This is a genomic window from Leucothrix pacifica (genome assembly GCF_003172875.1).
Lineage (GTDB): Bacteria > Pseudomonadota > Gammaproteobacteria > Thiotrichales > Thiotrichaceae > Leucothrix > Leucothrix pacifica.
In genome coordinates this window covers 55,883-81,782 of the sequence record NZ_QGKM01000056.1, presented here as the reverse complement: position 1 = coordinate 81,782, position 25,900 = coordinate 55,883, and the positions used below count along the sequence as shown (strand labels likewise).

26 protein-coding genes are annotated in these 25,900 nt (G+C 46.3%); 19 read left to right on the top strand and 7 right to left on the bottom strand.

The window, feature by feature from the left end; translation table 11 throughout:
* Positions 1-177: 177 nt before the first annotated feature.
* Entirely contained in the window at positions 178-897 is a 720-nt protein-coding gene (locus tag DKW60_RS17170) for a rhomboid family intramembrane serine protease (RefSeq protein ID WP_109838893.1), read from the top strand.
* A 60-nt stretch (positions 898-957) separates the two neighbouring features.
* Here DKW60_RS17170 and DKW60_RS17165 read toward each other — a convergent pair whose 3' ends face one another.
* Positions 958-1,848, bottom strand: a complete 891-nt coding sequence (locus tag DKW60_RS17165) for a dienelactone hydrolase family protein (protein ID WP_109838892.1) — start codon at positions 1,846-1,848, stop codon at positions 958-960.
* Positions 1,849-2,123: 275 nt separating this feature from the next.
* Here DKW60_RS17165 and DKW60_RS24110 point away from each other — a divergent pair, with 275 nt between their 5' ends.
* The 7 genes from DKW60_RS24110 to DKW60_RS17135 all read left to right on the top strand — a co-directional run bounded on the left by DKW60_RS24110 (position 2,124) and on the right by DKW60_RS17135 (position 8,029).
* Positions 2,124-2,753, top strand: coding sequence for an NAD(P)/FAD-dependent oxidoreductase (locus DKW60_RS24110; RefSeq protein ID WP_219988807.1), 630 nt, complete (start codon positions 2,124-2,126; stop codon positions 2,751-2,753).
* Positions 2,710-3,228 carry an NAD(P)/FAD-dependent oxidoreductase gene (locus tag DKW60_RS24105; RefSeq protein WP_219988806.1) on the top strand — a complete coding sequence of 173 codons (519 nt, stop codon included), beginning with the start codon at positions 2,710-2,712 and terminating at the stop codon, positions 3,226-3,228. The genes DKW60_RS24110 and DKW60_RS24105 overlap by 44 nt, the downstream gene beginning before the upstream one ends.
* 13 nt (positions 3,229-3,241) lie before the next feature.
* The gene (locus DKW60_RS17155) at positions 3,242-3,592 is read left to right on the top strand and encodes a DUF5368 domain-containing protein (RefSeq protein WP_109838891.1); all 351 of its coding nucleotides are present in this window, start codon (positions 3,242-3,244) and stop codon (positions 3,590-3,592) included.
* 331 nt (positions 3,593-3,923) lie between these two features.
* Positions 3,924-5,114 (top strand): ABC transporter substrate-binding protein, encoded by a 1,191-nt coding sequence (locus tag DKW60_RS17150; protein WP_109838890.1) that lies wholly within the window; start codon positions 3,924-3,926, stop codon positions 5,112-5,114.
* Positions 5,087-6,766, top strand: coding sequence for an ABC transporter permease (locus tag DKW60_RS17145; protein ID WP_109838889.1), 1,680 nt, complete (start codon positions 5,087-5,089; stop codon positions 6,764-6,766). Before DKW60_RS17150 ends, DKW60_RS17145 begins: the two co-directional genes overlap by 28 nt.
* 5 nt (positions 6,767-6,771) lie before the next feature.
* Complete coding sequence (locus tag DKW60_RS17140) at positions 6,772-7,428, top strand: ATP-binding cassette domain-containing protein (RefSeq protein ID WP_109838888.1); 657 nt, start codon at positions 6,772-6,774, stop codon at positions 7,426-7,428.
* Complete coding sequence (locus DKW60_RS17135) at positions 7,421-8,029, top strand: CDP-alcohol phosphatidyltransferase family protein (RefSeq protein ID WP_109838887.1); 609 nt, start codon at positions 7,421-7,423, stop codon at positions 8,027-8,029. Before DKW60_RS17140 ends, DKW60_RS17135 begins: the two co-directional genes overlap by 8 nt.
* Positions 8,030-8,093: 64 nt before the next feature.
* Here DKW60_RS17135 and DKW60_RS17130 read toward each other — a convergent pair whose 3' ends face one another.
* Positions 8,094-10,856 (bottom strand): glycoside hydrolase family 3 protein, encoded by a 2,763-nt coding sequence (locus tag DKW60_RS17130; RefSeq protein ID WP_245929725.1) that lies wholly within the window; start codon positions 10,854-10,856, stop codon positions 8,094-8,096.
* Positions 10,857-11,069: 213 nt separating this feature from the next.
* On the opposite strand from DKW60_RS17130, the gene DKW60_RS17125 reads away from it, so the two are divergent.
* Positions 11,070-11,636, top strand: a complete 567-nt coding sequence (locus DKW60_RS17125; protein WP_109838886.1) for an NnrU family protein — start codon at positions 11,070-11,072, stop codon at positions 11,634-11,636.
* 123 nt (positions 11,637-11,759) lie between these two features.
* On the opposite strand, the gene DKW60_RS17120 is transcribed toward DKW60_RS17125, so the two are convergent.
* The 3 genes from DKW60_RS17120 to DKW60_RS23760 all read right to left on the bottom strand — a co-directional run bounded on the left by DKW60_RS17120 (position 11,760) and on the right by DKW60_RS23760 (position 15,568).
* On the bottom strand, positions 11,760-13,517 hold the full coding sequence (locus DKW60_RS17120) for an NADPH-dependent assimilatory sulfite reductase hemoprotein subunit (RefSeq protein WP_109838885.1): 1,758 nt from the start codon (positions 13,515-13,517) through the stop codon (positions 11,760-11,762).
* A gap of 87 nt (positions 13,518-13,604) precedes the next feature.
* A complete protein-coding gene (locus DKW60_RS17115) occupies positions 13,605-15,398 on the bottom strand; it encodes an assimilatory sulfite reductase (NADPH) flavoprotein subunit (RefSeq protein WP_109838884.1) in 1,794 nt (597 codons plus the stop codon).
* 11 nt (positions 15,399-15,409) lie between these two features.
* The gene (locus tag DKW60_RS23760; RefSeq protein ID WP_181389761.1) at positions 15,410-15,568 is read right to left on the bottom strand and encodes a hypothetical protein; all 159 of its coding nucleotides are present in this window, start codon (positions 15,566-15,568) and stop codon (positions 15,410-15,412) included.
* 96 nt (positions 15,569-15,664) lie between these two features.
* Between DKW60_RS23760 and DKW60_RS17110 the strand changes: the two genes are divergently transcribed.
* The 8 genes from DKW60_RS17110 (at position 15,665) to DKW60_RS17075 (ending at position 22,809) form a co-directional block, all read left to right on the top strand.
* Positions 15,665-16,564, top strand: coding sequence for a LysR substrate-binding domain-containing protein (locus DKW60_RS17110; protein ID WP_109838883.1), 900 nt, complete (start codon positions 15,665-15,667; stop codon positions 16,562-16,564).
* 245 nt (positions 16,565-16,809) lie between these two features.
* The gene (locus tag DKW60_RS17105) at positions 16,810-17,064 is read left to right on the top strand and encodes a DUF4212 domain-containing protein (RefSeq protein ID WP_109838882.1); all 255 of its coding nucleotides are present in this window, start codon (positions 16,810-16,812) and stop codon (positions 17,062-17,064) included.
* Between the two features lie 11 nt (positions 17,065-17,075).
* Positions 17,076-18,809, top strand: a complete 1,734-nt coding sequence (locus tag DKW60_RS17100) for a sodium:solute symporter family protein (RefSeq protein WP_219988805.1) — start codon at positions 17,076-17,078, stop codon at positions 18,807-18,809.
* A 161-nt stretch (positions 18,810-18,970) separates the two neighbouring features.
* Positions 18,971-20,824: a DUF294 nucleotidyltransferase-like domain-containing protein gene (locus DKW60_RS17095; protein WP_109838880.1), complete on the top strand. Its 1,854-nt coding sequence runs from the start codon at positions 18,971-18,973 to the stop codon at positions 20,822-20,824.
* 13 nt (positions 20,825-20,837) lie between these two features.
* The gene (locus DKW60_RS17090) at positions 20,838-21,530 is read left to right on the top strand and encodes an exonuclease domain-containing protein (RefSeq protein ID WP_219988804.1); all 693 of its coding nucleotides are present in this window, start codon (positions 20,838-20,840) and stop codon (positions 21,528-21,530) included.
* A 63-nt stretch (positions 21,531-21,593) separates the two neighbouring features.
* Positions 21,594-21,830 (top strand): (Na+)-NQR maturation NqrM, encoded by a 237-nt coding sequence (gene nqrM / locus DKW60_RS17085; protein WP_109838879.1) that lies wholly within the window; start codon positions 21,594-21,596, stop codon positions 21,828-21,830.
* Positions 21,831-21,856: 26 nt separating this feature from the next.
* Positions 21,857-22,264: a CBS domain-containing protein gene (locus DKW60_RS17080; RefSeq protein ID WP_109838878.1), complete on the top strand. Its 408-nt coding sequence runs from the start codon at positions 21,857-21,859 to the stop codon at positions 22,262-22,264.
* A gap of 2 nt (positions 22,265-22,266) precedes the next feature.
* A complete protein-coding gene (locus DKW60_RS17075; protein WP_109838877.1) occupies positions 22,267-22,809 on the top strand; it encodes a gamma carbonic anhydrase family protein in 543 nt (180 codons plus the stop codon).
* On the opposite strand, the gene DKW60_RS17070 is transcribed toward DKW60_RS17075, so the two are convergent.
* Positions 22,800-23,882 carry an alpha/beta fold hydrolase gene (locus DKW60_RS17070; protein WP_109838876.1) on the bottom strand — a complete coding sequence of 361 codons (1,083 nt, stop codon included), beginning with the start codon at positions 23,880-23,882 and terminating at the stop codon, positions 22,800-22,802. The genes DKW60_RS17075 and DKW60_RS17070 overlap by 10 nt on opposite strands.
* Before the next feature lies 1 nt (position 23,883).
* On the bottom strand, positions 23,884-24,342 hold the full coding sequence (locus tag DKW60_RS17065; protein WP_146203510.1) for a hypothetical protein: 459 nt from the start codon (positions 24,340-24,342) through the stop codon (positions 23,884-23,886).
* Positions 24,343-24,479: 137 nt separating this feature from the next.
* Here DKW60_RS17065 and phaR point away from each other — a divergent pair, with 137 nt between their 5' ends.
* Both phaR and DKW60_RS17055 read left to right on the top strand, forming a co-directional pair.
* On the top strand, positions 24,480-24,938 hold the full coding sequence (gene phaR, locus DKW60_RS17060; RefSeq protein WP_109838874.1) for a polyhydroxyalkanoate synthesis repressor PhaR: 459 nt from the start codon (positions 24,480-24,482) through the stop codon (positions 24,936-24,938).
* A 9-nt stretch (positions 24,939-24,947) separates the two neighbouring features.
* The gene (locus DKW60_RS17055; RefSeq protein WP_109838873.1) at positions 24,948-25,880 is read left to right on the top strand and encodes a histone deacetylase family protein; all 933 of its coding nucleotides are present in this window, start codon (positions 24,948-24,950) and stop codon (positions 25,878-25,880) included.
* The last annotated feature ends 20 nt before the right edge of the window (positions 25,881-25,900 follow it).

Sequence of the window (25,900 nt, the reverse complement as noted above, 5' to 3'; positions counted from 1 at the left end):
CTTTCAAGCGATTGCCCTGGCAACTAACATAGTATCACTATGGTAAACGATACTTTTTCTCTCTCTACTGTAAACGTCATAGCTGCCAACCGAAATATGATGAGTAGATTCGTTACAGAATTACAGACTCCAAAATAACGCTACAATGTCGCCAGCTACCATAACAAAAAGGCAAGCATGCTATTTCCAATCAGAGACCACAACCCATCGCGCAATCGCCCTTATGTGACATGGGCACTCATCGCCATCAACGTCGCTGTGTTTCTCAGCTACATCCCGCTCTTAAACAATGACTTCGCGCTCGCAGCTTTCTTCGATACCTGGGCTATGGTTCCCGGTGAAATCACTACTGGCACAGAATACTACACCGCCATAACCTCCATGTTTTTACACGGCGGTTATATGCATCTGATCAGCAATATGCTGTTCTTATGGATATTTGGTGACAATATTGAAGACGCCATGGGACACCTCATGTTCCTGCTGTTTTACCTTGCTTCGGGCTTGGGTGCTGATGCGATTCATATCCTGTCAGATGCTGACTCGATGATTCCAACAGTGGGAGCATCCGGTGCGATTGCGGGAGTGTTGGGCGCGTATTTACTGCTTTATCCTAAGGCTAAGGTTGACGTGTTTTTTACCATTGTCATTATCTTCCGCTTAATTACATTGCCGGCTTTTATCGTGTTGGGCATGTGGATGGCACTGCAGTTATTCGGCAGTTTTACCGAGTCTACGGAAGGTGGTGGCGTGGCGTATTGGGCGCATACTGGTGGCTTTATCGTTGGAATGATTCTGGCCGCACCGTTGTGGTTAAAGCTGGGCGGGCCGCTATTTTGGCGCAGGAATAACGGGCATCCTCCTCATGAGCCGTTTCGCATCGAAAAGGAATTCTAGTCTTTCAGGTAAGGGAAAAAGCCGCTTCCGGCTTCTTCCCTTGTCTCACAGATATGGTAATTAACTCAGGTGTTTCTTAAAGAACTCAATGGTTCTGTTCCAGGCAAGCTCAGCATTTTTCTCATCATAACGAGCCGTCGAGTCATTATGGAAGCCGTGGTTGGCGCCTTCATACATAAACATTTGATAGTCGACATTATTTTCTTTCAGTGCAGCCTCATAGTCAGGCCACGTCGCATTGACACGCTTATCCAACTCACCTAACTGAATCATCAATGGCGCTTTAATGTTTGGAATCAGTGCAGAAGCCGGTGGCGTACCATAGAACGGAACTGCTGCATCGATCACATCCGGTAACGAAGCGGCCAGCATATTACTAACATAGCCACCGAAGCAGAAACCCACCACACCTAACTTTCCAGAGCTTAGCTCATGCTTTTTCAGGAAGTTTGCAGCTGCTTTAAAATCTTCTTCTACCTTTGCCTTGTCTAATGTCTTTTGCATAGCACGGCCTTCATCATCATTACCGGGATAGCCACCCAGTGAATGCAGAATGTCCGGCGCAAAGGCGACAAAGCTCTGTTTTGCTAAACGACGGGCCACATCTTTAATATAGGGATTAAGACCACGGTTTTCATGAACAACCAACACCACCGGTGCTGTACCTTCAAGGTTTTTCGGCTTAACCATGTAACCACGGCCAGTGCCTAACCCCTTCGGTGAATCAAATGTTTCATAGCTTGCGGTGATATCAGCATCATTAAATGACACTTGCTCTGCGAGCGCGTAATTAGGCATTAAGGCGCTGGACACAACACTCATAGTCAGTCCGGCAACAGCTAGTTTGCCCAGTCGATCCAGAAATGTGCGGCGATCAATACCGCCATGCGCATATTCGTCGTACCAATCAAACGCTTCTTGTGGAATTTGAATTTCAGCAGGTTTGTTCATAGTGAATTTTCTCTTTCAGGTTATTGAAAATTAAAATCTCCCCTTCTATCGACCCTAGCACATGATTTTTAAAAAAATCGATATTACTTATCTTTAATAAGCTATTGCCTTATCACACGATTAATCGTGCCACCGCCAGATTACACATTGATTCACTAAAATATTTTTTTGATAAAAATCAATGACCTCATTTCTGCAACAACTCACACTTGCGCCGATTCATTAGCGGGATAAATGCCTGCTCAAATGCAACACTTCAGCAGGAGTAAAAAAGCATGATCAATAGACGTCAGTTTCTTGGTTTATCGGCGGGTGCAACAGCACTCTCCTTATCTGGCCTTAGTCTCACCGCTAATGCCACACGTGTCAAAACATCTGCCCGGATAGTTATTCTTGGCGCCGGGGCTGCAGGGACAGCCATGGCGAACCGTTTGAGTGACAACTTAGAGGGTGCAAAAATCATCCTGATTGATGGGCGTAAACAGCATTATTATCAGCCGGGATTTACCCTCATTGCTGCAGGTCTGAAGCCTGCTGATTACTCTGTTAGTGACACTAAGTATTGGTTACCCGACGGTGCAGAGTTGATACAAGAAGCAGCCGCTGAAATTGATCCGGATGGAAAGTCAGTCACAACCGCCTCAGGCACAAAAGTGCCTTACGACTACTTAGTCGTAGCCACCGGTTTGAAACTGGACTGGGACAGTATCGAAGGTTTCGATCTAGATATGGTGGGTAACAATGGTCTGGGCGCAGTCTATGCAAGCCCTGAACATGCCGCCAAAACCTGGCAGGCGATGGATAAATTCACCGATACTGGTGGTGTTGGTCTGTTTACGCGCCCTGCGACAGAAATGAAATGTGCCGGGCAAAGGCATCGCCACATTCGCCACGCCTCAGGGTGATCAGGAAATGGAGTATGACTTTATCAATGTGATTCCCCCGATGCGCGCACCGGATGTGATTCGCAATTCTCCCCTGCCTTGGGCGGATAAATGGACAGATCAGGGCTGGGTCGAGGCTGATAAACACAGCTTACGCCATCCGCGTTATCCGGATGTATTCTCAGTGGGTGATATCGCAGGTGTACCCAAAGGCAAAACTGCCGCATCGGTCAAATGGCAAGTGCCGGTAGCGATGGCACACCTGATTGCAGATATCGAAGGCAAACAAAGTAATGAGAGTTACAACGGCTACACCTCCTGCCCGCTGATTACCCGTGTCGGTCGCGCCATGTTGGTGGAGTTTGATTATAAGAATAATCTGACCCCGTCATTCCCCGGTGTGATTGCACCGCTTGAAGAATTGTGGATTTCCTGGCTAATGAAAGAAGTCGCCCTGAAAGCAACTTACAACGCCATGCTACGCGGCAAGGCATAAGGAGCACTGAATAATGAATGAATTAACCTTATCGACGCTGCTAGCGGTATTTGAAGAAATGTTCGGGCGTCATCTGTTCTGGGGACTAGTTATCGCCTGCACCATTATCGCTTTCTTGTTTATTTATGTGATTATTCGGGATAATAAAATCGAAGCCAAACGCCTAGTCAGGGCCGAGCTATGGGCACCGGTTGGCGCGGCAATTGGTATTGCGTTCGTGTTCTTTATTACAAGCTCAAACTTTGCGGATATTGGCGGCCCCATTGACGTCATTGTTTTGATTTTAATTGCTGTGGCCGGAGCGGTTGGCATGACAATATTAGCTTATATTGTTCAGTCGTTATCCTCATCACAAAAGTCATAGACCACAACTATACAGTCTCTGGTATCTATCGACGGTGGGAGTAATCGCTACTCCCACCTTGAATCAAATTTCCCTTCCCAAAACCAATCGCGCCTATCACTTGTCTAACACTCTGTTATGAGTAAAGCTCAGGTGAAAAAATAACTTTGACCCATGCCTGTTTCCTTGCGTAGTATTCATACATGAACAGGGGCAGGTAATCGCGTGATAACAATTAAAATTACCCGCGCATCCGAAACGGGCACTTCATCGTATTGCATAGCAGTTCTCAACTGGCGACTATTCCGCCCTGAATAAAAAGATTTTTACTAAAATACCAGCAGGATCAATTATGAAGAAACGCTTACTCGCAGCCGCAGTTTTAGCTATTGCCGGCACAGCTTTGACACACACAGCGATTGCCGATGAAAAATGGGATGCCATTGAGGCAGAGGCTAAAGGCCAAACGGTTTACTTTAACGCTTGGGGCGGTAGTGAAAATATTAATGGCTACATCGAATGGGCCAGTGCTGAAGTAAAAAAACGCTACGATGTAAACGTTGAACTGGTAAAAATCACCGATGCCGGCGAAGTCGTCAAGCGTATCAAAACTGAAAAAGAAGCAGGTCGTAACACCGGTGGCTCGGTCGATATGATGTGGGTAAACGGAGAGAACTTTCGTGCTCTCAAAACCAATGGTTTATTGTTTGGTCCCTGGGCGGAGTCATTGCCAAGCTGGCAATACGTCGATACTAAAAAGCCGGTGCGCAAAGATTTCTCTGAAACAACCGATGGCCTGGAAGCTCCGTGGGGTACCGCACAGTTAACCTTTATCGCTGATAAAAATACCGTTGCTGAACCACCCCGCTCTGCTATGGAGTTATTAGAATTTGCAACTGACAATCCGGGTCGCGTTAGTTACCCAAAACCGCCTAATTTTCACGGCACGACATTTCTCAAGCAGTTATTGAGTGAGTTGATCGAGACGCCAGCGCTACTGGCAGAGCCTGTTGATGCAGACAGTTTCGCTGAAGTGAGCAAGCCATTGTGGGAGTATTTAGACAAGTTACACCCCGTGGCATGGCGCGAGGGTAAAGCCTTCCCGGCGAACAATGCTGAAATGCATCAAAAACTTGCCGATGGCGAATTAAAACTATCATTAACATTTAATCCAAATGAAGGGGCTAACTTGGTTGCCAAAGAGCAGTTGCCACCGAGTGCGTACAGTTTTGGTTTCACTAAAGGCACCATTGGTAATGTTCACTTTGTCGCCATTCCCTTTAATGCTAAAGCAAAGCAAGGCGCACAGGTATTTGCTAATTTCTTGTTATCACCAGAAGCACAGGTGCGCAAAGCGGATATCACCATCTGGGGTGACCCTTCCGTACTGGATGCTGAAAAGCTGACGAAAGAACAACAAGCGGTATTTAACAAGCGTGCTCCTGGTGGATTAAGTGAAGCCGTTTTAACCTTATCAGAACCTCACGCGACGTGGGTTGAAGCACTGGAAGCAGAATGGCTGAAACGTTACGGCAGCCAGTAAGCAGCATCGCCCTGACACCCGCTAATAAGCCCAAGACTGAAACTTCAAAAATTTCTGTTGCACGGCTGTTAGCAATCGCTGGGGTATGCCTGACCTTACTCCCCATCGTACCCGGACTACTCTGGGTACTGTGGCCAGCATTCAATATGGATGTCTGGCATGCATTGGTGACTGACGGCCAATTTGCCAGAGCGCTGATCAGCACGCTGAGTTCGGCGATTGGCTCAACCTTACTGAGCTTAATGGCCGCTAGTCTGATCGCGATCTGGCTGTATCCCGGCAAAGGCTGGGCACTTGCACAACGCCAGTTACCCATTTTTCTGGCATTTCCACACATTGCGTTTGCCATCGGCATTGCCTTCTTAATTGCACCATCCGGTTGGTTGGCGCGTGGTTTGGCCAACCTACTGGAGTGGTCCAGTCCACCTCAGTGGGTGAGTATTCGCGACCCGTATGCCATCAGTCTAACCATTACCATGGCGATTAAAGAGACGTGGTTCTTGTTGTGGATTATGGCGACGCTACTGGGTGAACAGGCGATCTCCCGACAGATCACACTGGCCAATAGCCTGGGTTATTCGCGCAGGCAAGTGTGGATTAGCGCGCTATTGCCTCAGCTACTGCCACGCATGGGTTGGCCACTGGTTGCCGTTCTCGCCTATAGTTTGTCCGTTGTTGACATGGCTGTCATTCTGGGACCGTCAACACCACCAACATTAGCAGTCATAAGTTGGCAATGGCTTACTGATCCTGATGCGATGACGCAAGCCAAAGGCAGCGCAGCGGCACTGTGTCTGATGATTTTATTAGGGCTATTAATCGTACTTGCACGGGCTTTGTGGTGGTGGATAAAACGTCTTTACCGCGATCCAACCGGTATCCGTAAGCCCGGCAGAATCTTTAAAACCCGCGCAGTTTCTGGCATTCCGGTATTTATTCCCGGCTGGTTAGCCTTAGCCATACTTGTATTGTGGTCGGTGGCAGGTGGATGGTTTTTCCCAAATCTGTGGCCCAACTCGCTGAGTCTGAAAAGCTGGAACAGTGCTGATTTTGGTCCGATGCTCACCGCGCTATGGATTGGTATGGCGACGGTGATGATCTCTTTGCCGCTCACGTTAGCATGGTTAGAGTGGGGATCACGCAAGCACCACGGTTGGCTATATGCGCCCCTGATTTTGCCCTCTCTACCCATTGCCGCTGCTCAATATCATGTACTACTGCACCTGAATTTAGACAGCACTGCGATTGGTGTGATCTGGAGCCACCTGACCTGGACATTCCCCTATATGGTATTAGTACTGGTCGGCCCATATTATAACTTTGATAATCGCTACCTGTGCACAGCACAAGCACTTGGGCATAGTCATCTGAATGCTTGCCTACGAATCAAATGGCCTATGCTGATGAAGCCAATTTTAGCAGCCATGTCGGTTGGATTTGCCGTGAGCGTTGCTCAGTATTTGCCAACCTTATTCTCCGGTGGCGGGCGCTTTGCCACAGTGACGACCGAAGCTGTAGCACTCAGTGCCGGTAGCAACCGTCGCGTGTTAGCGGTTCAGAGCATCTTACAAACCGCCTTGCCACTTTGTGCCTTTATGTTGGCCATTTTATTAACTGCCTGGTACAGCCGAAACCGTCAAGGACTGAAATAACAGTAATGAACACACTTAGCGTTAAACACCTCAGTATCGCCCGCAAAGACGGCAGTCCATTACTTGGTCCACTAACCTTTAATATCGAACCTGGTGAGATCATGACATTAATGGGTGTGTCAGGTGCCGGAAAATCTACTGTGCTGAACTGGTTGATTGGGGCATCACAACCGATGTTTGAGGTGAATGGCGAAGGCTGGCTGGGTAACACCCGAATCGACACCTTGGCAACGGAGGAGCGTCGCATCGGTATTTTGTTTCAGGAAGATTTGTTATTTCCTCACTTTAGTGTTGGTGACAACTTAGCTTATGCTCTACCCGCTGCCACCAAAGGCAAAGCGGCCAGGCGCGATGCGATTGAGACCGTCCTAAACAGTGCCGGACTAAAGGACTTTTATCATCGTGATCCTGCCACCTTATCCGGGGGGCAGCGTGCTCGGGTGAGCTTATTACGGGCACTGATTGCAGAGCCTCAGGCATTACTGATGGACGAGCCATTTTCGAAACTCGATACCACCCTGCGTCAGCAATTTCGCCAGTTTGTGTATGACCGGGTGCAAGCGCGCAAGATTCCAACGCTACTCGTCACGCACGACGCTGAGGATATTCCAGCCGGTGGCAAGGTATTAGAACTGCACGCAGCTGAGCCGAGTCATGCTTGATCGCAAGGTATTAGATAAAACGCGCACGCTACTACATACATTAACTTCCGCGTTGTTAGCCCGCAAGATCAGTGCTAATCATGTCACTATAGCCGGGTTTGTGGTGGGTATGTGCGCGCTTCCCGCACTCCTGTTAGATCTACCCTTGTTGGCGCTAGTGTTTATTATACTGAATCGATTACTGGATGGATTAGATGGCACCTTAGCGCGTATGACTACCCCCACTGACAGTGGTGGTTTTTTGGATATTGTGCTGGATTTTTTGTTTTATTCCTCTGTGCCTTTGGGCTTTGCGCTGGCTAACCCAGAACAAAATGCGCTGGCAGCTGCCGTACTGATTTACGCCTTTATTGGCACGGGCTGCAGCTTTCTGGCCTTTGCGGTCATTGCTGCCAAACGTGAAATGAGTAGTACCGACTATCCCAATAAAAGCTTTTATTATCTCGGTGGCCTGACGGAGGCCACTGAAACGATTATTGTGTTTGCACTGATGTGCATCTGGCCGGAATGGTTTAGTGTGTTTGCTTATGGCTTTGCTGCACTTTGTGCTATCACTACGGTGCTCCGTATTCGATTTGGTATGGAGTCGTTTACAGAGTAAACAGTCGCATTGTTATAGCGGTATTGCGGCAGCATCGGTTTTTTAAACCAACTGCCGCCAGAGATCATTTACCACCTAACACACTGCAACTCAGCGCCTCTTTGGCAGCATCAACCCGCCTTGGCACTAGCCTGATGTTGCCTAAATCAAACGCTGCTTTACCCTTGGTAAAAAATAGTAAGGGCGTGTTCATCGCTGCGAAATTCATCCCATTAGCGGCAAAGCATTTCAATGGCAGTTTGATGGTTTTCCAGCTCTGCGATACTTTTGGCAGATGTTTATTAATCTCAAAACCTGCACGGCAAGGATAAACACAATGCTGAGCCAGCTGCAGAGGTTGATCTGGCTGCTCAATCATCCGAATGTCAAATTGCAGCGTGGCATCCGCTTTTAGATAAGCGAGGTTGTCCTGCCCTTTTTCATTTTCGTATTGCACATAAACCTGAGCACCTTTGCCACCTGCAAACTTAACACTGGCCGCGTCATACTGACCTTTGTAATTAATCGGTGTGACTGAGACCTCACCCTGATCAACCGGGTTGGCTTCTGCAGGCACTGGAATTGCCTGCCAGTTATTTTTAGCGCCTGAAATACGCAATTGGAACTCACCGCCCGACGCTTTACCAAACACTTCCAACGGCAGTTCGGCAGCTGCTGTACTTTTTTGACGGCAACCATAATTGCGATCATCAAGGATTAGACTATTCAAGTCCTGATTCTGATTAATTGCGCCATAAGAAAGACCATAACCATAGGGAAAAAGTGGTTTGTGCTCGCCGTCAATACTCTGCTCGAAGCGAGGTGTCACATAGTTAGGAATGTTATTAGGCTGTCGGTTAATAGCCGTTGAGCACTTGGTATTAGGCCAGCTGTAAGCTAAACGGCCAGTGAAATCATGATTATTCACTCTGTAAAGTACGTCTGTGATACCGCCTGCTTCGGTGCCCGGTAACCACGCTGCAATCACCGCATCCGACAAATTGATTTCTTCATTGATGTACATCGGGCGGCCTGAGAAAAACACCGTGACCACTTTCATGCCCAACGCTTTAGCATCACGAATCGCCTTGAGATCTTTTGCATAAGCGGTTTTCAGATCAGCAAAGCCCAACGTTTGGTGGTCTTTAATGTCGCCCGTGAACTCTGCATAAGGCTCTTCACCTATGGCGATGAGAGCCACCGTGTCACTATCTGCTTTTGAGATATCTGTAATAATATGCTCTGCACCAATCTGCTTAGTCAGAGCTGACTTCATGGTTGAAGCACCGGGAAAATCATCAATGGAGTTATCTTTACCCTGCCAAGTTAATGTCCAGCCGCCTGTTTGTTTTTCCAGACTATCAGCCGCACTACCTGCCAGATAAATCTTTTGAGTCGCTTTTAGTGGCAGTACATTATCCTGATGCTTGAGTAAGACCAACGATTTACGAACTGCTTCTCTGGCCAGTTTGCGATGTTCCGGCGCACCCAGCACATTCTGTTTAGCTGCAAGGGAACGCAATGAGGGCTTTGGCTTTTCCCAAAGACCAGCGCGTTTTTTCACTCTGAGAATACGCGTCACCGCATCATCGATTCGATCCATAGGAATGACACCTGTGTTGACCTGATCGATGACATTTTTATAAAACGCTTTCCAGTCTTTATTGGCAGTGACCATAATAACATCGTTACCTGCATTAACAGCGGCAGGACAGTTCGCAGCGCTACAACCGCTGATTTCTGATTGACCGTTCCAGTCAGTCACGACAATACCGTCAAAACCCATTTTTTCTTTTAGCACATCCGTGATTAAGTATTTGCTGCCATGGATTTTCTTATTGTATTTTTTACCATCCACCGGTGCGTAGTTCAGGTCATTATGCCAGGAGTTGAATGAACTCATCACTACCTGGGCACCCGCTTTCAAACCTGAGAAGTAACCCGTTGCGTGTAGATTGATTAATTGCTCTTCAGTCGCATACGTAGCGCCACGGTCTTTACCGTATTTTGTGCCACCATCGCCGACCCAATGTTTCACTGTTGATATGACTTGCTTGTCTGTTTTAAGGCCTGCGCTGTCGCCTTGTAAGCCTTCAACCATTTTTCCGGCATAGTTGAAGATGATTTCAGGGTCTTCCGAATAGCCTTCATAGACACGTCCCCAACGATAACTTCTGGGTGCTGCAACCGTTGGGGCAAAGGTCCAGTCCAAGCCGGTTGCCGCCACCTCTTTTGCAGTTGCCTGACCAATACGATAGATAAGCTTGGGGTCGTTCGCAGCGCCTAAGCCGATATTATGAGGAAATACTGTCGCCCCGAACACATTGTTATGTCCGTGAACTGCATCGGTCGCCCACATAAACGGGATTCTGAATGACTGACCTTTATACGCATCATCCAATGCCAGCCAATACTTATCGGCTTCTGCCACCCAATCTTTTGCGCTGGAGCGTTTGTTTTTATTTGGCCACGCGCCACCACCATTTAACAAGGAACCCAGTTTGTATTGTTTCGCCTCAGCAGGAGTGACTTGGGTTAGGTTAGGCTGAATCATTTGCCCGACTTTTTCTTCCAGTGTCATGAGATTAACTATGTCACGGATTGCTTGTTCTGTTTTGTCATCCTGAGGAATTTTGCTCTTGATTGAAGGCCAATCAGCAAAGTATTCGAGCTTGTCACCAACAGCATTTTTGGTGTCAGCGGCATTGTTGGTATCACTCCTCTTTGGAATACTACAGGCTGCTAACGTCATTATCAGCAGCATTAACAATCCACGCTTCAAAGTTTTTCCAGCAACATATTCACCACCGAAGGCCGACAGCATTAACTCGTTTGCCGTTTGTTTCACAGGCTTTTCCCCAAACTATCTATATTATTTTTAGTCAATTTATTAAACACTTATACCGCAATAAACCGCGAGTGTACACAATTAGCTGGACACGAGGTATCTCTGTTTGTCTCTTGCAAAATGGGATTGAGTTTTATCGGCACTAATACTACTCGCTGATTCAATCATCCTATATCATATAAAGTCTTAACCGTATTCCCCGGAGCACAATGTATGACTTTATTAATTATCGGTGTGTTACTTTGGAGTTGTGTACATTTATACCCAAGTGTATTTCCTCAACGCCGTGAAGTGATGGTAGAAAGACTGGGTAGTAAATATCAGGGTATTTACGCGCTACTCATCGTATTCAGCATTCTTCTTATGGTGATAGGTTGGAAAACTACTATCCCTGAGCCAGTTTACAACTCACCTGCCTGGGGTCGCCACCTGCATATGCTGACGATGCTGATCGCTATTTTGCTATTGGGCGCGGGTAGCTCAAAAGGAATTTCACGCATCAAGCAGTATATCCGTCACCCGATGCTAACTGGCGTCATGGTCTGGGGAATCGGTCACTTACTGGCAAACGGTGATATCCGCTCGTTGATCCTGTTTGGTGGCCTGACCATCTGGGCGATTCTGAACCAAATCACAATTAATCGCCGTGACGGCACGTGGGTTAAGCCAGCAGAAGTCGCAGGATTTAAACGTGAAGGTATTCTGGTGGTGATTACTGTTGTGGTTTACTTAGTCTTATTTATGACGCATCGCTTTTATTCGGGAATGCCAATCGTTTAAAGCGACTAAGATATCTGGCGCACTTATGTTAGCAATAACCTTTGGTGGCAGATACAACTATGCCCTCATTAAGATCACTTAAGAGGGCATTTTTTATGCTGAGAATAGCGAGTCAGACTCGGCTTAACTTGCCAGACTGAAGTAGCCTATTCTGTTTTCGGTGGGTGCAACCCAAGCTTGTCGGATAGCAAAGTCACCGAATGATTCGCTAGCCTCACGATTCGCCGCATAATCTTCAAACAATCCATCAAGTAGCTCCAGAATCGTTGCCTCATCGATATTCTCACGATACAGCGTATTCAAACGTAGACCTTGGTGGTCACCACCCAAATACATATTGTAACGACCCAATGATTTACCAATCAGACCAATCTCAGCCATCACAGAGCGACCACAACCATTCGGGCAGCCCGTCATCCTGATTTTAATCTCATCCTGCAATAAACCATGCTTCTCCAGAATCGGCTCAAGTTTGGTGATTAGTGTCGGCAAGTAGCGTTCTGCCTCAGCCATACCCAATGGACACGTATTCATCGACACACAAGCGATCGAGTTGCGGCGCATACCGGATAACTCACGTCCGTCTGCATACTGGCCGTTTTGCTCCAGAATCTTCTCAATCTTTTTCTTATCTGCCGTTTTGATGCCGTGCAGCAGCATGTTCTGATTCGCCGTTAAGCGGAATCCACACAGATTCTTTTCCGCAATCTGCAATAGAGCAGTCTTTTGCTGAAGCTGCTTAGTGTCACGAATACGGCCATGCTCAACGTGAAGCAATAAATGCCATTTACCATGACGATCTTTGTGCCAGCCATATTGATCAGCTGTTGTGGTAAATACCGCGGGGCGTACAGCGTCTAAGCTATAACCCAGGCGATTGTGTAGCTCTTCACTAAACCACTCCAGACCATACTTATCAATCGTGTATTTGAAGCGAGAAAGCTTGCGGTCCTGCCGGTTACCGTAGTCACGCTGTATCATCATGATTTCAGCACACACATCCAAGACCTGATCAGGTGTACAAAAGCCGATTTCACTCGCCAGTCTTGGCATCGTGTCATCCCGGCCGAAGGTCATGCCTAAGCCACCACCAACAGCCACATTGAAGCCTAGTAGCTTATCATTCTCAACAATGGCGATCAGGCCGATGTCATTAATGTAAACGTCACTGTCATTGTACGGAGGGATCGCAATACCGATTTTGAATTTGCGTGGCAGGTAGTGTTTACCATACAGCGGCTCAATTTCTTCTTCGCCACCTATTACTAACTCACGCCCTTCACCCTTGCCCTCATCCAGCCAAATCTCATGATAGGCGCGACTTGATGGCATCAGATGTTCACTGATTGTCTTAGCGTATGCATAGACTTCTTCGTTCGCCTTTGACAATGAAGGGTCCGGTGTACACATCACATTTCGGTTAACATCACCGCAACCTGCGATACTATCCAGTAATGCTTCATCCATCATCTGAATACTTTTCTTCAGGTCAAACTTGATGATCCCGTGAAACTGCACTGCCTGACGACTACTCAGCTTGATGGTTTCATTCCCGTAGGTATTGCTGATCTCATCAATCTTCTTCCACTGATCAGCCGTTAACTCACCACCGGGCATACGCATGCGAATCATGAATGAGTAGGCTGGCTCTAGTTTCTTTTCCTGACGACGCAGACGTTGGTCACGGTCATCTTGCTGATAGGCACCGTGAAATTTAATCAGTTGGGTATCCGCTTCGGTGATTGCCCCTGTTAACGGATTCGCAAAACTCTCGACTAATGAACCGCGAAGATAATCACTATCGTCTTTAAACGTTTCAACATCAGAGCTTCCCGGAGCGACGACGCCCGGCGTTTTTTTTGTAGGAGTTGCAAAAGTCATGCAGCAAATTCTCTATAAATTATGCAAGTCCCTCATCAACTTATTGATAAGTGATGAAGGACACTAAGGAGTCAATGGGGATTTGGCTTAGTAAACATCACGCTGGTAGCGCTTTTCAGCAATCAACTGATCTAACCAGTCACTCGCCTCTTCAGCATTTCGCCCGGACTGTTGCACAATCACGTCGATTAATGCCTGATGTACGTCTTTAGCCATGTGATGCATATCACCACAGATGTAGAGGTGTGCACCTGATTCTAACCACTGATAAACCGCTTCAGCTTCTTCCAGAATGCGATGTTGCACATACACCTTCTCAGCTTGATCACGTGAGAATGCAACACTCATTTTCTCTAATACGCCAGACTTAATAAACTGCTGCCATTCCGTCTGATACAAGAAGTCCGTCTGGAATTTTTGCTCACCAAAGAACAACCATGTATTTCCTTCGAGACCCTTTGCTTCACGGTCAAACAAGAAACTTCTGAACGGTGCAACGCCTGTTCCGGCACCGATCATGATCACCTGAGTATCTTCATTTTCAGGTAACTTGAAACTCGAGTTAGGTTTAATGCTAACGCCTAATGTTTCACCACTGTCTGATGCCGCAAGCTGTGATGAACACACACCACCGTGCTTTCTGCCGCGATAGTCATATTCAACATGTTTTACGAGTACATGAACCTCTTCCGGACTCGCCGCTTCGCTTGATGCAATTGAGTACTGTCGTGCACTCAGTGGACGTAACCAATCAGTCAGTGCCTGAGCGTTTAGTTTGGCTGGCCAAAGTTGCAGGACATCTAAGACATCGGCCGCTTCAATTTCTTCAGTTAGCTGCGACTTGTCCTGTGCCAATGCTAATAATTCGGCATTGTCAGATTGCTCAGCGTATACCTGAAGTTGTTTACGGGTGATGTGCGTCAGTTCACGCTTGTTCAATAAGGCTTCGCGCAGTGTTAACGTGTTTTTCTTAATTGTTACCTGCTCATTGGCATCTAATGATAATTCAGCAATGATGGCATCTACCAACTCGACCTGATTGGCTGATTGAATCGCAACAATGTCGCCAGGCTCATAAGTCAGCCCACTGTCTTCCAGTGAAAGCTCCAGATGAAGCACTGATTTATCAGACCCTTCATCTGTCAACACAAGCTTATCCAATACTTCTGCCTGAAATGGATTTTGTTCATCGTATTGTGTTTCAGTCGCACTAGCAGCTGCTGGTTGACCACCAAAATCGATTGATGGTACGGCAGCTGAAGATGGCTCCAGCAATTTTAGAATCGTGTCATTCCACTCAGCAGCATCATCGGCGTAGTCGACATCACACGCCACAACATCACTCAAGCGACTTGCGCCAAGCTCACTCAATCGAGCATCTAACTCATAGCCAGTTTGACAGAACTCATCGTAGCTGGAATCACCCAGTGCTAAGACAGAGAATTTCATGTGGTCAAGTTTTGGCGCTTTCGCACCATTCACAAACTTGAAGAAACCGAGTGCCTCATCAGGTGGCTCGCCATTACCGTGCGTGCTCACTACAGCAATCAGATTCTCTTCTTTCTTCAACTGACTACCACGGTAATTCAGCATGTTTTGAAGAGTCGCCTGCTGACCTCTTGATTCAAGTGCAGCATGCAGTTTTTCGGCTATTTTACGGCTGTTGCCGGTCTGGCTACCGTATAACACAGTCACTTTTTCGCTAACAGCGGGGGCTGGTGCCGCTGCGGTTGCAGGACTCAAAGTGAGCCCGCCGATATCTGGCGCTGCATTTGACGACAAGCCCTGTAGGTAACCACTCACCCATACCATTTGCGCAGGTGTCAGGCTGTTAACGGCAGCTGATGCTTGCTGTATTTGTTCCGGAGTTAAAAGTTGCATAAATCTTTCCTTTATCCGCAGACGCCTGGCTCAGACCAGAAGTACAATTCTTCTTCCTGCTCTTCAACTGACTCAGCATTGTCTGGCTGAGTCCGCTCTACAACCTCTTGCTCATCAGATTGCGAAGTTGTTGCTAATTCTTGTGAGTTTTCGTTGTATTCAGTCGTCATAACGGTCACCTGCTATTTACTAATGTGGCCATTATAGGTAATATTTAATTCTAATAAAGCGATACTATTTGATATTTAAATCACAAAAAAAGATATATGAAATTATTTCAACTGCAGCTTCTGAAGACTGTACTAAACAACGGATTGAATATTTCTCGTGCAGCTACACAACACTTTGTTGTGCAGAGTGCGGTTAGCCGACAACTCAGTCTGTTAGAAGAAGAACTCGGGCTTCCCTTGTTTGAGCGAAAGGGAAAACGGTTGATTAAAGCGACCCCATTAAGTCAGGCGATCGTTAAAGAAGTTGATGACATTGAACAAGCACTCGAAAACATCAGAGCGGTGGCTGACGACTTCAGAGATGGCCGGCAAGGTGAAATACGTATCGCAACTACGCACATGCAGGCAAAGTACTTCCTGCCACCGGTTTTAAATGAATTCAGGCAACGCTACCCCAAGGTCAAAGTGAATTTTCTGCAGGGTAATCCTAGCCAACTCGTGCAAATGCTACATGATAAGGAAGCGGACATTGCTATTTGTACTGAGGAAGTCGCAGAGGACGAAGCGCTAACGACCCACCACTGTTATGACTGGAACCATGCTCTGATTGTGCCAGAAGGGCATGATCTTGCGAGTGGTGAACTCAGTTTAGAGCGTATTGCCGCACACCCTATTCTGACTTATGTCTTTGGATTTACGGGTCGTTCCAAAATCGAAAAGGCGTTTGCTGAGCGTGAATTGACCATTGATACTAGCTTTTCTGCAACAGATAGTGATGTCATCAAAAGCTACGTCAGACTGGGCTTTGGGGTGGGTATTATCGCCCGTGTTGCTTATACCCCAGAAGAGGCAGATGGCTTGGTAATGCGTGACTTGTCTGGTTTTTTCCCAGAGTCTGTCACTCGTATTGCTTATATGAAAAACAAACACTTAAAAACATATATCACTGATATCGTTGATATTTTAGAGCAAGAAGGCAAAAAGATAAGTGCTTGATTTTAAAACATCAAGCAATTTATCAACTCAAATAAATATGCCCATAAAAGGATACAATAAACTATCGGCATTTCTAAATCTCAGTATCAGGAAAAGGCCTAATTACTTGCCTATCACACTTTATATAACGTAGTATCTCTACCACTGTGTTACGGGGTACTGCTGGATTTCGATCTGATTTCTCGTAACACGGGCAGTAATTCATCATGCAATGTGATGCTTTTAATTTCCTACGGAGGAATTCAATGAGTTCTGAAAATAATAGCTTGTACTGGCAAGCGAACGTGCGGCTGATGATTATGTGTCTGGTCGTGTGGTTCGTTGTGTCATTCGGTTGTGGACTGCTTCTGGTCGATGTACTGAATAATTTCCAACTTGGCGGTTACAAACTCGGTTTCTGGTTTGCCCAACAAGGTTCTATCTACGTATTCCTGTTTCTGGTTTTCTTCTATGCTTTCCGCATGAATCAGTTAGACAAGAAATTTAACGTTCAGGAGTAAGGGACTAAATCATGGAATTAAAGACTTTAACGTATATCGTCGTATTTGCCAGTTTCGCGCTGTACTTCGGTATCGCTTGGTGGGCGCGTGCTGCTAGCACAAAAGAATTCTACGTGGCCGGTGGTGGTGTACATCCTGTACTGAATGGTATGGCGACTGCTGCTGACTGGATGAGTGCTGCGTCATTCATCTCGATGGCTGGTTTGATTGCATTCTTGGGATACGGTGGTTCTGTATTCCTAATGGGTTGGACGGGTGGTTACGTTCTTCTCGCGATGCTTCTGGCTCCTTACCTACGTAAGCACGGTAAGTTCACGGTACCTGAGTTTATCGGTGATCGTTACTACTCAAAGACGGCTCGTATCGTAGCTGTTATCTGTTTGATTATCGCGTCTTTGACGTATGTAATCGGTCAGATGAAAGGTGTTGGTGTTGCATTCTCTCGCTTCCTTGAAGTTGACTACGGTCTGGGTCTTGGAATCGGTATGGTTGTAGTATGGGTTTACGCTGTACTAGGTGGTATGAAGGGTATTACATATACTCAGATCGCCCAGTACTGTGTATTGATCTTCGCTTACACTGTTCCTGCGGTATTTATCTCTCTACAGCTTACTGGTAACCCGATCCCACAGATTGGTCTAGGTAGTAAGATGGTTGGTGAAGAAGACATCTACTTGCTAGACAAGTTGGATCAGGTTCTGACTGACACTGGCTTTAAAGAGTACACCACTGCAAAGCTAGGCAGCAGCCTGAACATGTTTGCTTACACTGCATCTCTTATGATCGGTACTGCTGGTCTGCCACACGTAATTATGCGTTTCTTCACTGTACCTACAGTTAAAGATGCTCGTTCTTCTGCTGGTTGGGCACTAGTATTCATCGCATGTCTATACACTGTTGCTCCTGCTGTTGGCGCAATGGCTCGTATGAACCTGATGTCTACTCTTCAGCCTGCAGCTGGTCCTCTGGAGTATGAAGCACGTCCACAGTGGTTCAAGAACTGGGAACAGACTGGTCTTCTGAAGTTCGAAGATAAGAATGGCGATGGTAAGATCCAATACACTGCTGACAAAGAAACCAATGAAATGGTTAAAGTTGACCGTGACATCATGGTACTTGCTAACCCTGAGATCGCGCAGCTACCTAACTGGGTAATCGCATTGATCGCAGCCGGTGGTCTGGCAGCAGCACTCTCAACAGCGGCAGGTTTGTTGTTGGCAATATCCTCATCCATATCTCATGACTTGATGAAAGGTGTACTCTCACCGAACATGTCAGAGAAAGGCGAATTAATGGCGAGTCGAGTCGTAATGACACTCTCGGTATTACTAGCTGGTTGGTTAGGATTAAATCCTCCTGGTTTCGCGGCAGGTACGGTAGCACTGGCCTTTGGTCTGGCAGCTTCCTCTATCTTCCCGGCTCTGATGATGGGTATCTTCTCTAAGAACATCAGCAGCACAGCAGGTATTGCAGGTATGTTGGCTGGTATCGGTATCACTCTGTTCTACGTATTCCAGCACAAGGGTATTATGTTTATTCCTGGAACTGCGTTCCTGGGTGACATGGAGCCTAACTGGTTCATGGGTATCTCACCAAACGCGTTTGGTGTGGTAGGTGCGATCGTTAACTTCGTAGTTGCTTGGGTAGTTACTAAGATGACTGGTCCTGCTCCACAAGAGATCCGTGACATGGTTGACAACTTCCGTATCCCAGCTGGTGCTGGTGCGGCAGACACTAGCCACTAAGATCTACTCTTAGAAACTAGTAACAGAAAGGCTCCTTCGGGAGCCTTTCTTGTATCTGAGATACGGATTTTTTACGCTCTTTCCTATAAGCTTGATCAATGTCATATGTATTCATAAGTCTTTGAATGATAATGAACTAATCTTACTAATCAGGTGCTACGATGGATATTGAACTGAAAGAAATATGTGATTTTATAAGCAAGGTTACTCCACTTGACCGCTTGCCTCAGTCCACATTGGAACAACTCACTCAGGAAATTCGCATCCGATATTTGCGTCGTGGAACGACTGTGTCTGCGGAAACTGAATCAAGTCGCCTGATGATCATCCGCAAAGGTGCCATCTCACTATCCTCAAAAAGTGGTCGACTTATTGGTAAAGCAGCAGAAGGAGACCTCCTGACCCTCTTAATGACTGAGCCAGACACTAAAGAGCATTCAGGCGAGGTTACTGAAGACATGCTGGTGTATAGTCTGGACACCAATGCTCTTAAAGACATAGCCACAGAGCCTGATAGCAATCAGACCGTGCTTGATATGGTTATCAAACACATCCGGGGCGGACTTAGTCAAAATCTGATTAAAGCCAATACAAATAGCAGCACGGGATCCGCCTTAATCTATAATGAAATTGAGACCATCTATAGCTCACCAGCAATCACTATCGCATCAGGTAGCAGCATTCTTGAAGCGTCTATAAAAATGTCGGAGCATGATGTCTCAAGCATCATGGTGACAGATACTAACGGTGCTGCCATTGGTATTTTGACGGATACCGATATCCGGCGGGATTGTGTTGCAACAGGCATGTCAACCGACGCCATTGCAGATTCGATCATGACGCATTCGGTGCGCTCCATCAAACCGAGTAGCAATGCCTTCGACGCCTTGATGTTAATGACGCGTAAAGGTATCCATCACTTGCCAGTCGTAGATAACAATCAGCTACTTGGGATGATCACCTCTACTGACCTGATTAAATTCGAAAGTAAGAATACGGTCTACTTAAGTACGTCGATCGCACGTGCAAAAGACATCGCAACACTGGCACAAGAAAGCAAAGTAATTCCACAGCTACAAGTACAATTAACGGATATGGATGCCAGTGCTGACCACATCGGTAAAGCGGTTAGCGCGGTGAATGGTGCAATCACCCGTCGATTAATTGAATTGGCGGAGGAAAAGCTCGGCCCACCTCCCGTACCCTATTCCTGGGTTGCGGCAGGTTCTCAGGCACGTCGTGAGCAAACCTCACATACCGACCAAGACAATGCATTAATCATTTCTAATGACTTAGACCCTAAAGACATAGATTGGTATACCCAGCTCGGAACCTTCGTGTGTGATGGATTAGCGGAGTGCGGGTTTATTCATTGCCCCGGTAACATTATGGCGATGAATCCGGAGTACCGCCAAACACAGGCAACCTGGGACAAATACTTCGAAAACTGGATTGATACTCCGGACCCTCAAGCTTTGCTCAACGCCAGTACGTTCTTTGACTTCAGAACCATCCACGGAGAAGATTATCTACTGGATGAAATACGAGATCGCATGTTAGAGCGCTCACAAAAGAACACACTATTCCTTGGACTGCTGGCTAAAAACGCATTGGGACTACGTCCACCTCTAGGTTTCTTCCGTGGGTTTGTATTAATTGAAGACGGTGAACATAAAGACACTCTGGATCTTAAACTAAATGGCACGGCGCCCATCGTCGATTTAGCACGCATATATGCTCTGGCAGAAGGTATCAAAACAGTGAATACCCGGGAGCGCATCCTGCAGGCTGCCGGTACTAACAGTCTAAGTGAAGATGGCGCAGCCGATTTATTGGCCGCTTTTGAGTTTATTGGTGAGCAAAAAATACAACACCAAACCCGGCAAATTAAGCGCAATGAGAAAGCCGATAACTTCCTGCCACCAAAGGACATTCCTCAGTTAGAACGTGAATATCTAAAGGATGCCTTTAAGGTGATTCAGACCATGCAAAACAGTATCAAAATGAAATACTAAAAGGGAGTCTGACGTGAACATACTGACACGCCTGCTAGGTTATGAAAAACAACGTGAGCGCCTGTTAAAAAAAGCACCGGAAGGGCCACTCAAAGACTACCTTTCGCATCCCTTCCCTGCAATGGATTGTCCCATCGCACAAGTACCATTGTTGGCGTTGGATTTTGAAACTACCGGACTTAACCCTAAAGTTGATCATATTCTCAGTGCCGGTTACCTAACAGTCGATCAGGATGAGATCATTTTGGGCTCCTCACATCACGCGATTATTGATACGGATTGCGCCCTGAGAGAAGAAAACGTGATCATCCACCAAATCACTGATGACCATAAAGCCCAAGGCCAGAGTTTGGAGCAAACCATCAGTGATTTGCTAGCAGCACTCAGTGGCAAGGTCATGCTGGTGCACTTTGCACATATTGAACGCAGTTTTCTTAATCATGCCTGCGAACGGCTTTATGGCATGGCACCGATCTACCCCATCATCGACACATTTATGCTGGCGCAAAGGCGTATGGATATGAAGTCAGCCGGTTATGACCCTTCAGAATTACGGTTATCCAACCTAAGAGAAACTGCAAATCTACCACGTTATAGTGCCCACAATGCGTTGACAGACGCTTTGGCCACTGCGGAGCTTTTATTTGCCGAAGTATCTATGATGAACCATAAAACCTCTCCTCCGTTAAAAAACTTAATACTATAATTCTCAGCAAGCGGTATACTAATGTCTCAAGTATTGAACACATATAGAATCAAGGTGTAAAAAATGTCCGTTTTTTTGTTAGCGTTTATTATCTTCAGCTTAGTGGCACTCGGTATGTCACTCGGGGTTATTCTGAATAACCGCGAGCTCAAAGGAAGCTGTGGTGGGCTGGGTAATATTCCAGGTATGAGCAGTGATTGCTCTTGCTCAAACCCCTGCGAAAAGAAAAAAGCACGTATGGCAAAAGAACAAGAATCTAATGAACCAAAGGAGTCACCGATAGAGTTTCGCAAATTCTAAAATTTTAATTATTCGGAGCGTCATTTATGCAAAAATCACTTCACGTCAAAAACTACCTGAATCCAAAATTCGTTACTTTAAAGCCTGATCAATATATCAAAGATGTTATTTTTGTTTTTAATAAACAAAATATCTTTGGGGCACCAGTGATGGACAATCTGGGCAATCTGGTTGGTGTATTATCCGGCTCGGACTGCATTCAAGCAGCCATCGAAGGCAACTTTGACCAGAATTCACATTTGACTGTAAGTGACCTAATGACGCGCGATGTTAAAACGGTTGATTCCAACTACAGCATATTGTTTATCGCTAAAGAGTTCATGAATTCACCTTACCGCTTTTTTCCGGTAATGGATGATAATCGGGTAATTGGTATTATCAACCGAAGCGATATTCTCCGCGCTATTTCAGACGCCGGCTCCCCGCTCAAATAACGATGACTGTTCGTCGATTTGAAGATAAAACACCCGAGATTGCAGAGTCAGCCTATATCGATGACTCTGCGGTCATTACTGGTGATGTCGTCATTGCAGAGGACGTCTCAATCTGGCCATGCACCGTGATTCGCGGTGATGTTAACCATATACGCATTGGTGCACGTACCAATATTCAGGACGGCTCAGTTCTGCATGTGACCCACGCAAACCCAGAGTATACGACCAGCACTGGCTACCCATTGATTATTGGTGATGATGTGACTGTGGGCCACAAGGCACTGCTTCACGCTTGTACCATTGGGAATCGTTGCCTGATTGGCATGGGAGCTATCGTGATGGATAATACCGTCGTTGAAGATGAGGTGATGATTGCTGCCGGAAGTGTTGTGCCACCCAACAAGCGGCTTGAAAGTGGCTACCTGTATATCGGTAATCCGGCGATAAAAAAGAGGCCGTTAAGTGATAAGGAGCGCGAGTTTCTGGGCTACTCTGCTGCAAACTACGTAAAACTTGCTCACCGAACAAAAGCAGATCAAGGCTGACGAATAAAGTCAGCTATTGCTTGGGGGACTTGCTTCAGTGATTTACGACTGACAAACATCCCAATGTGACCCGTCCTCACTTCAAGCGACTGGTAATACGCTTCAGGAACCAACTCGGCCAATGCTTTTGAAGAATCCGGCGGTACTAAGTGATCATTAGAAGCATAAATATTGAGTACCGGGATTTCCATCTGTCTCAAATCTATCTTTTCGCCAAGGATCAACAATTCACCCTTATAAAGTGCATTTTGTTGATAGACACTCTCTACGAACTCTTTAAAAAACAGAGCGGGCTGATCTGGCGTTTCCTCTATCCATTGTTCCATTGCCATAAACTTTCTACTGAGCTCAGTATTATCCTTCGCAGCATTTAAGCGTTCAGATATCTCTATATATTTCATGATACTGAGCGTCATCGGCTTTAATGACAAGAACACCTGCGCCAGCAACTGACCCGGAATATTAATACCCGGCATCAATAAGGACTCAAAATCCATATGCCGGGCTAAAGTGCTGAGTGTGTCGTATTGGGTATGACAATTAATCGGAGTGACCAATGGAATGACCGACCGGATATATTCGGGGTATAGCTTGGCATAACACAGTGCAAATACCCCCCCCTGACAGACCCCCATCAGATTGATTTTATCAAGCTTGCAGTCCTGTCTTATTTGCATAACACAATGGTGTAAAGAACGCTGCAGGTACTCACTCATACCAATGGAACTCTGCTGAACCTGAGGCTCTTCCCACTCCATGAGGTAAACGGTCAGCCCCTGCGCTTTCAGGGCTTGTATCATCGACATATCACGATCCAGATCCAGCACTGACGCTGTATTGACCATGGCATAGACGATTAGCACGACTTCGTCAGTCTCAACGCTGCGAGCTCCCGACTCAGCCTGATGCTCAGACAGCGGATAGCGGTACAACTGATAAAGCGTGGAAGCAGCCACTTGTTCGCGCTGCGTCACAGGAGTCCATTTTTGCGTAGCAGACGTCAAACAGGCAGCACCTCGTTCAAAAAGACAGACCGGAGTCGAGACTGGCGCTTCGAGACTAACAGTGCTCACGTCAGCCAGCCTTATCAGAGGACTGTAATTGTTGGGCGAGTTGTGTTGTCGCTAACAATATGTCTGCATATTCGCGACAGACACTGTCCTGTCTTATATAGGCTAAATACTCAGTATCAAACATTTGGAGCCAACATTTGAAAGCCATCTTAGAATCCTTATCAATTAGCCCTGAATGTTGCGCTTTAAACTGTTCAAAGACGTCAACATAAAAGCATTCAAACTGCTTCGTGAAATTCACTATTTTGGTTTGAAGTAATACGCTATCTTCCAGAAATTCAGGATTCGGAATAGACAGTGAATCCAGTATTTTTCTATGTTGTGATACCAAAATATAAAAATGTTGCTCAAATACAGAGCGAGCCTGATTCAGGCAATCCTGATCCGTATTGATTGCGATCAGAAACTGCTGATATGCAACGCCCACATATCGCATTTTATCCTGTATCGTCGACGCCAAAATGCATACTCCGCATTGATTTTATTTAGACTGGATGCGCTTATTCTACGTTATACCGCATCGCAATTTTGTAGTAGTATACAAGACAACAACTCATGAACCTATTTGGTTTCATAGGGAATAAACAGAAGAGTTCTATGGATCAGAAAACACGCCTAATTAAAAAGTACCCAAACAGACGACTATACGACACTGAGGGTAGCCGTTATATTAAATTGGTCGACATTAAAACAATGATCGAAGACGGACTAGAAATCAGAGTGATTGATAGCCAGTCTGAGCAAGACATCACACGCAGCATTTTATTACAGATCATCCTTGAACAAGAGTCCAATAACGAACCCCTGTTTACCACTGACAGCCTGGAAAACTTCATCCGGTATTACGGTGAAAATTCCCGTGAAGGCTTCAATGATTATATGCAAAAAAGCCTGCAATTTTTCCATCAGCAACAGCAAACCATGCAACAGCAGATGAAAGAAATGATGACCAGCAACCCTATGGATTTCTGGAAGCAATCAACGGCCAAAAATCTAGCGATGTGGAAACAAGTTCAGGATAGCTTTTTCAAGTCCAATAAAAGCGACGACAAATAAGGTTAAGCCATGAGCATTGCCATTTACACCCATGCAGATTGCCTGAAGCATGACATGGGTCATGGGCATCCTGAACGCCCTCAACGCCTGCGTGCGATCGATGACCAACTAATCACTTCAGGAATCGGTGATTTTATTCGTTACTACGATGCACCACTAGCCACTGCAGAACAACTGGCATTGGCCCACAGTCAAAAGCACATCGACTATATCTTTGAACAATCCCCGGCTGATGACAGCAAGATGGCTCATATTGATCCTGATACGTATATGAATGAGTTCACCTTGCAGGCAGCCCTTCGCTCTGCGGGTGCAGCGATAGCAGCGACAGACAAAGTACTCAGTGATGACACAGAGCAACGTGTATTTTGCAGCGTCAGACCACCGGGGCATCATGCTGAGCGTGACGAGGCCATGGGATTCTGCTTTTTTAACAATATCGCGATTGCGGCACGTCATGCGATTAAAAAGCACGGCTTGGAACGGGTTGCGATAGTTGATTTTGACGTGCACCACGGCAATGGTACAGAAGACATTGTCGCGGACGATCCGCAGATATTATTCTGCTCAACCTATCAACACCCGCTGTACCCAGAGCGCGCTAAGCCAAGCAAAAAAGGCTACCTGATTAACGCTCCTTTAGCACAAGGTGCTGGCGCTGCTGAATTCAGAGAAGCTGTCGAAGGCTACTGGTTACCAGCTCTGCACGACTTCAAACCACAGATGATTTTTATCTCAGCAGGCTTTGATGCGCATTTAGAAGATGAAATGGCTGGCTTGCGCCTGGTCGAAAGCGATTATAAGTGGGTCACCGAGCAACTGTGTGAGATAGCGGACAAGTACGCCAATGGACGCATTGTCTCAATGCTGGAAGGCGGTTATGACACTTCCGCGCTAGCCAGAAGTGTGGTTGCTCATCTCAAGGTACTCATGAAGCTCTAAAACAAACAGCAAGCGTATTA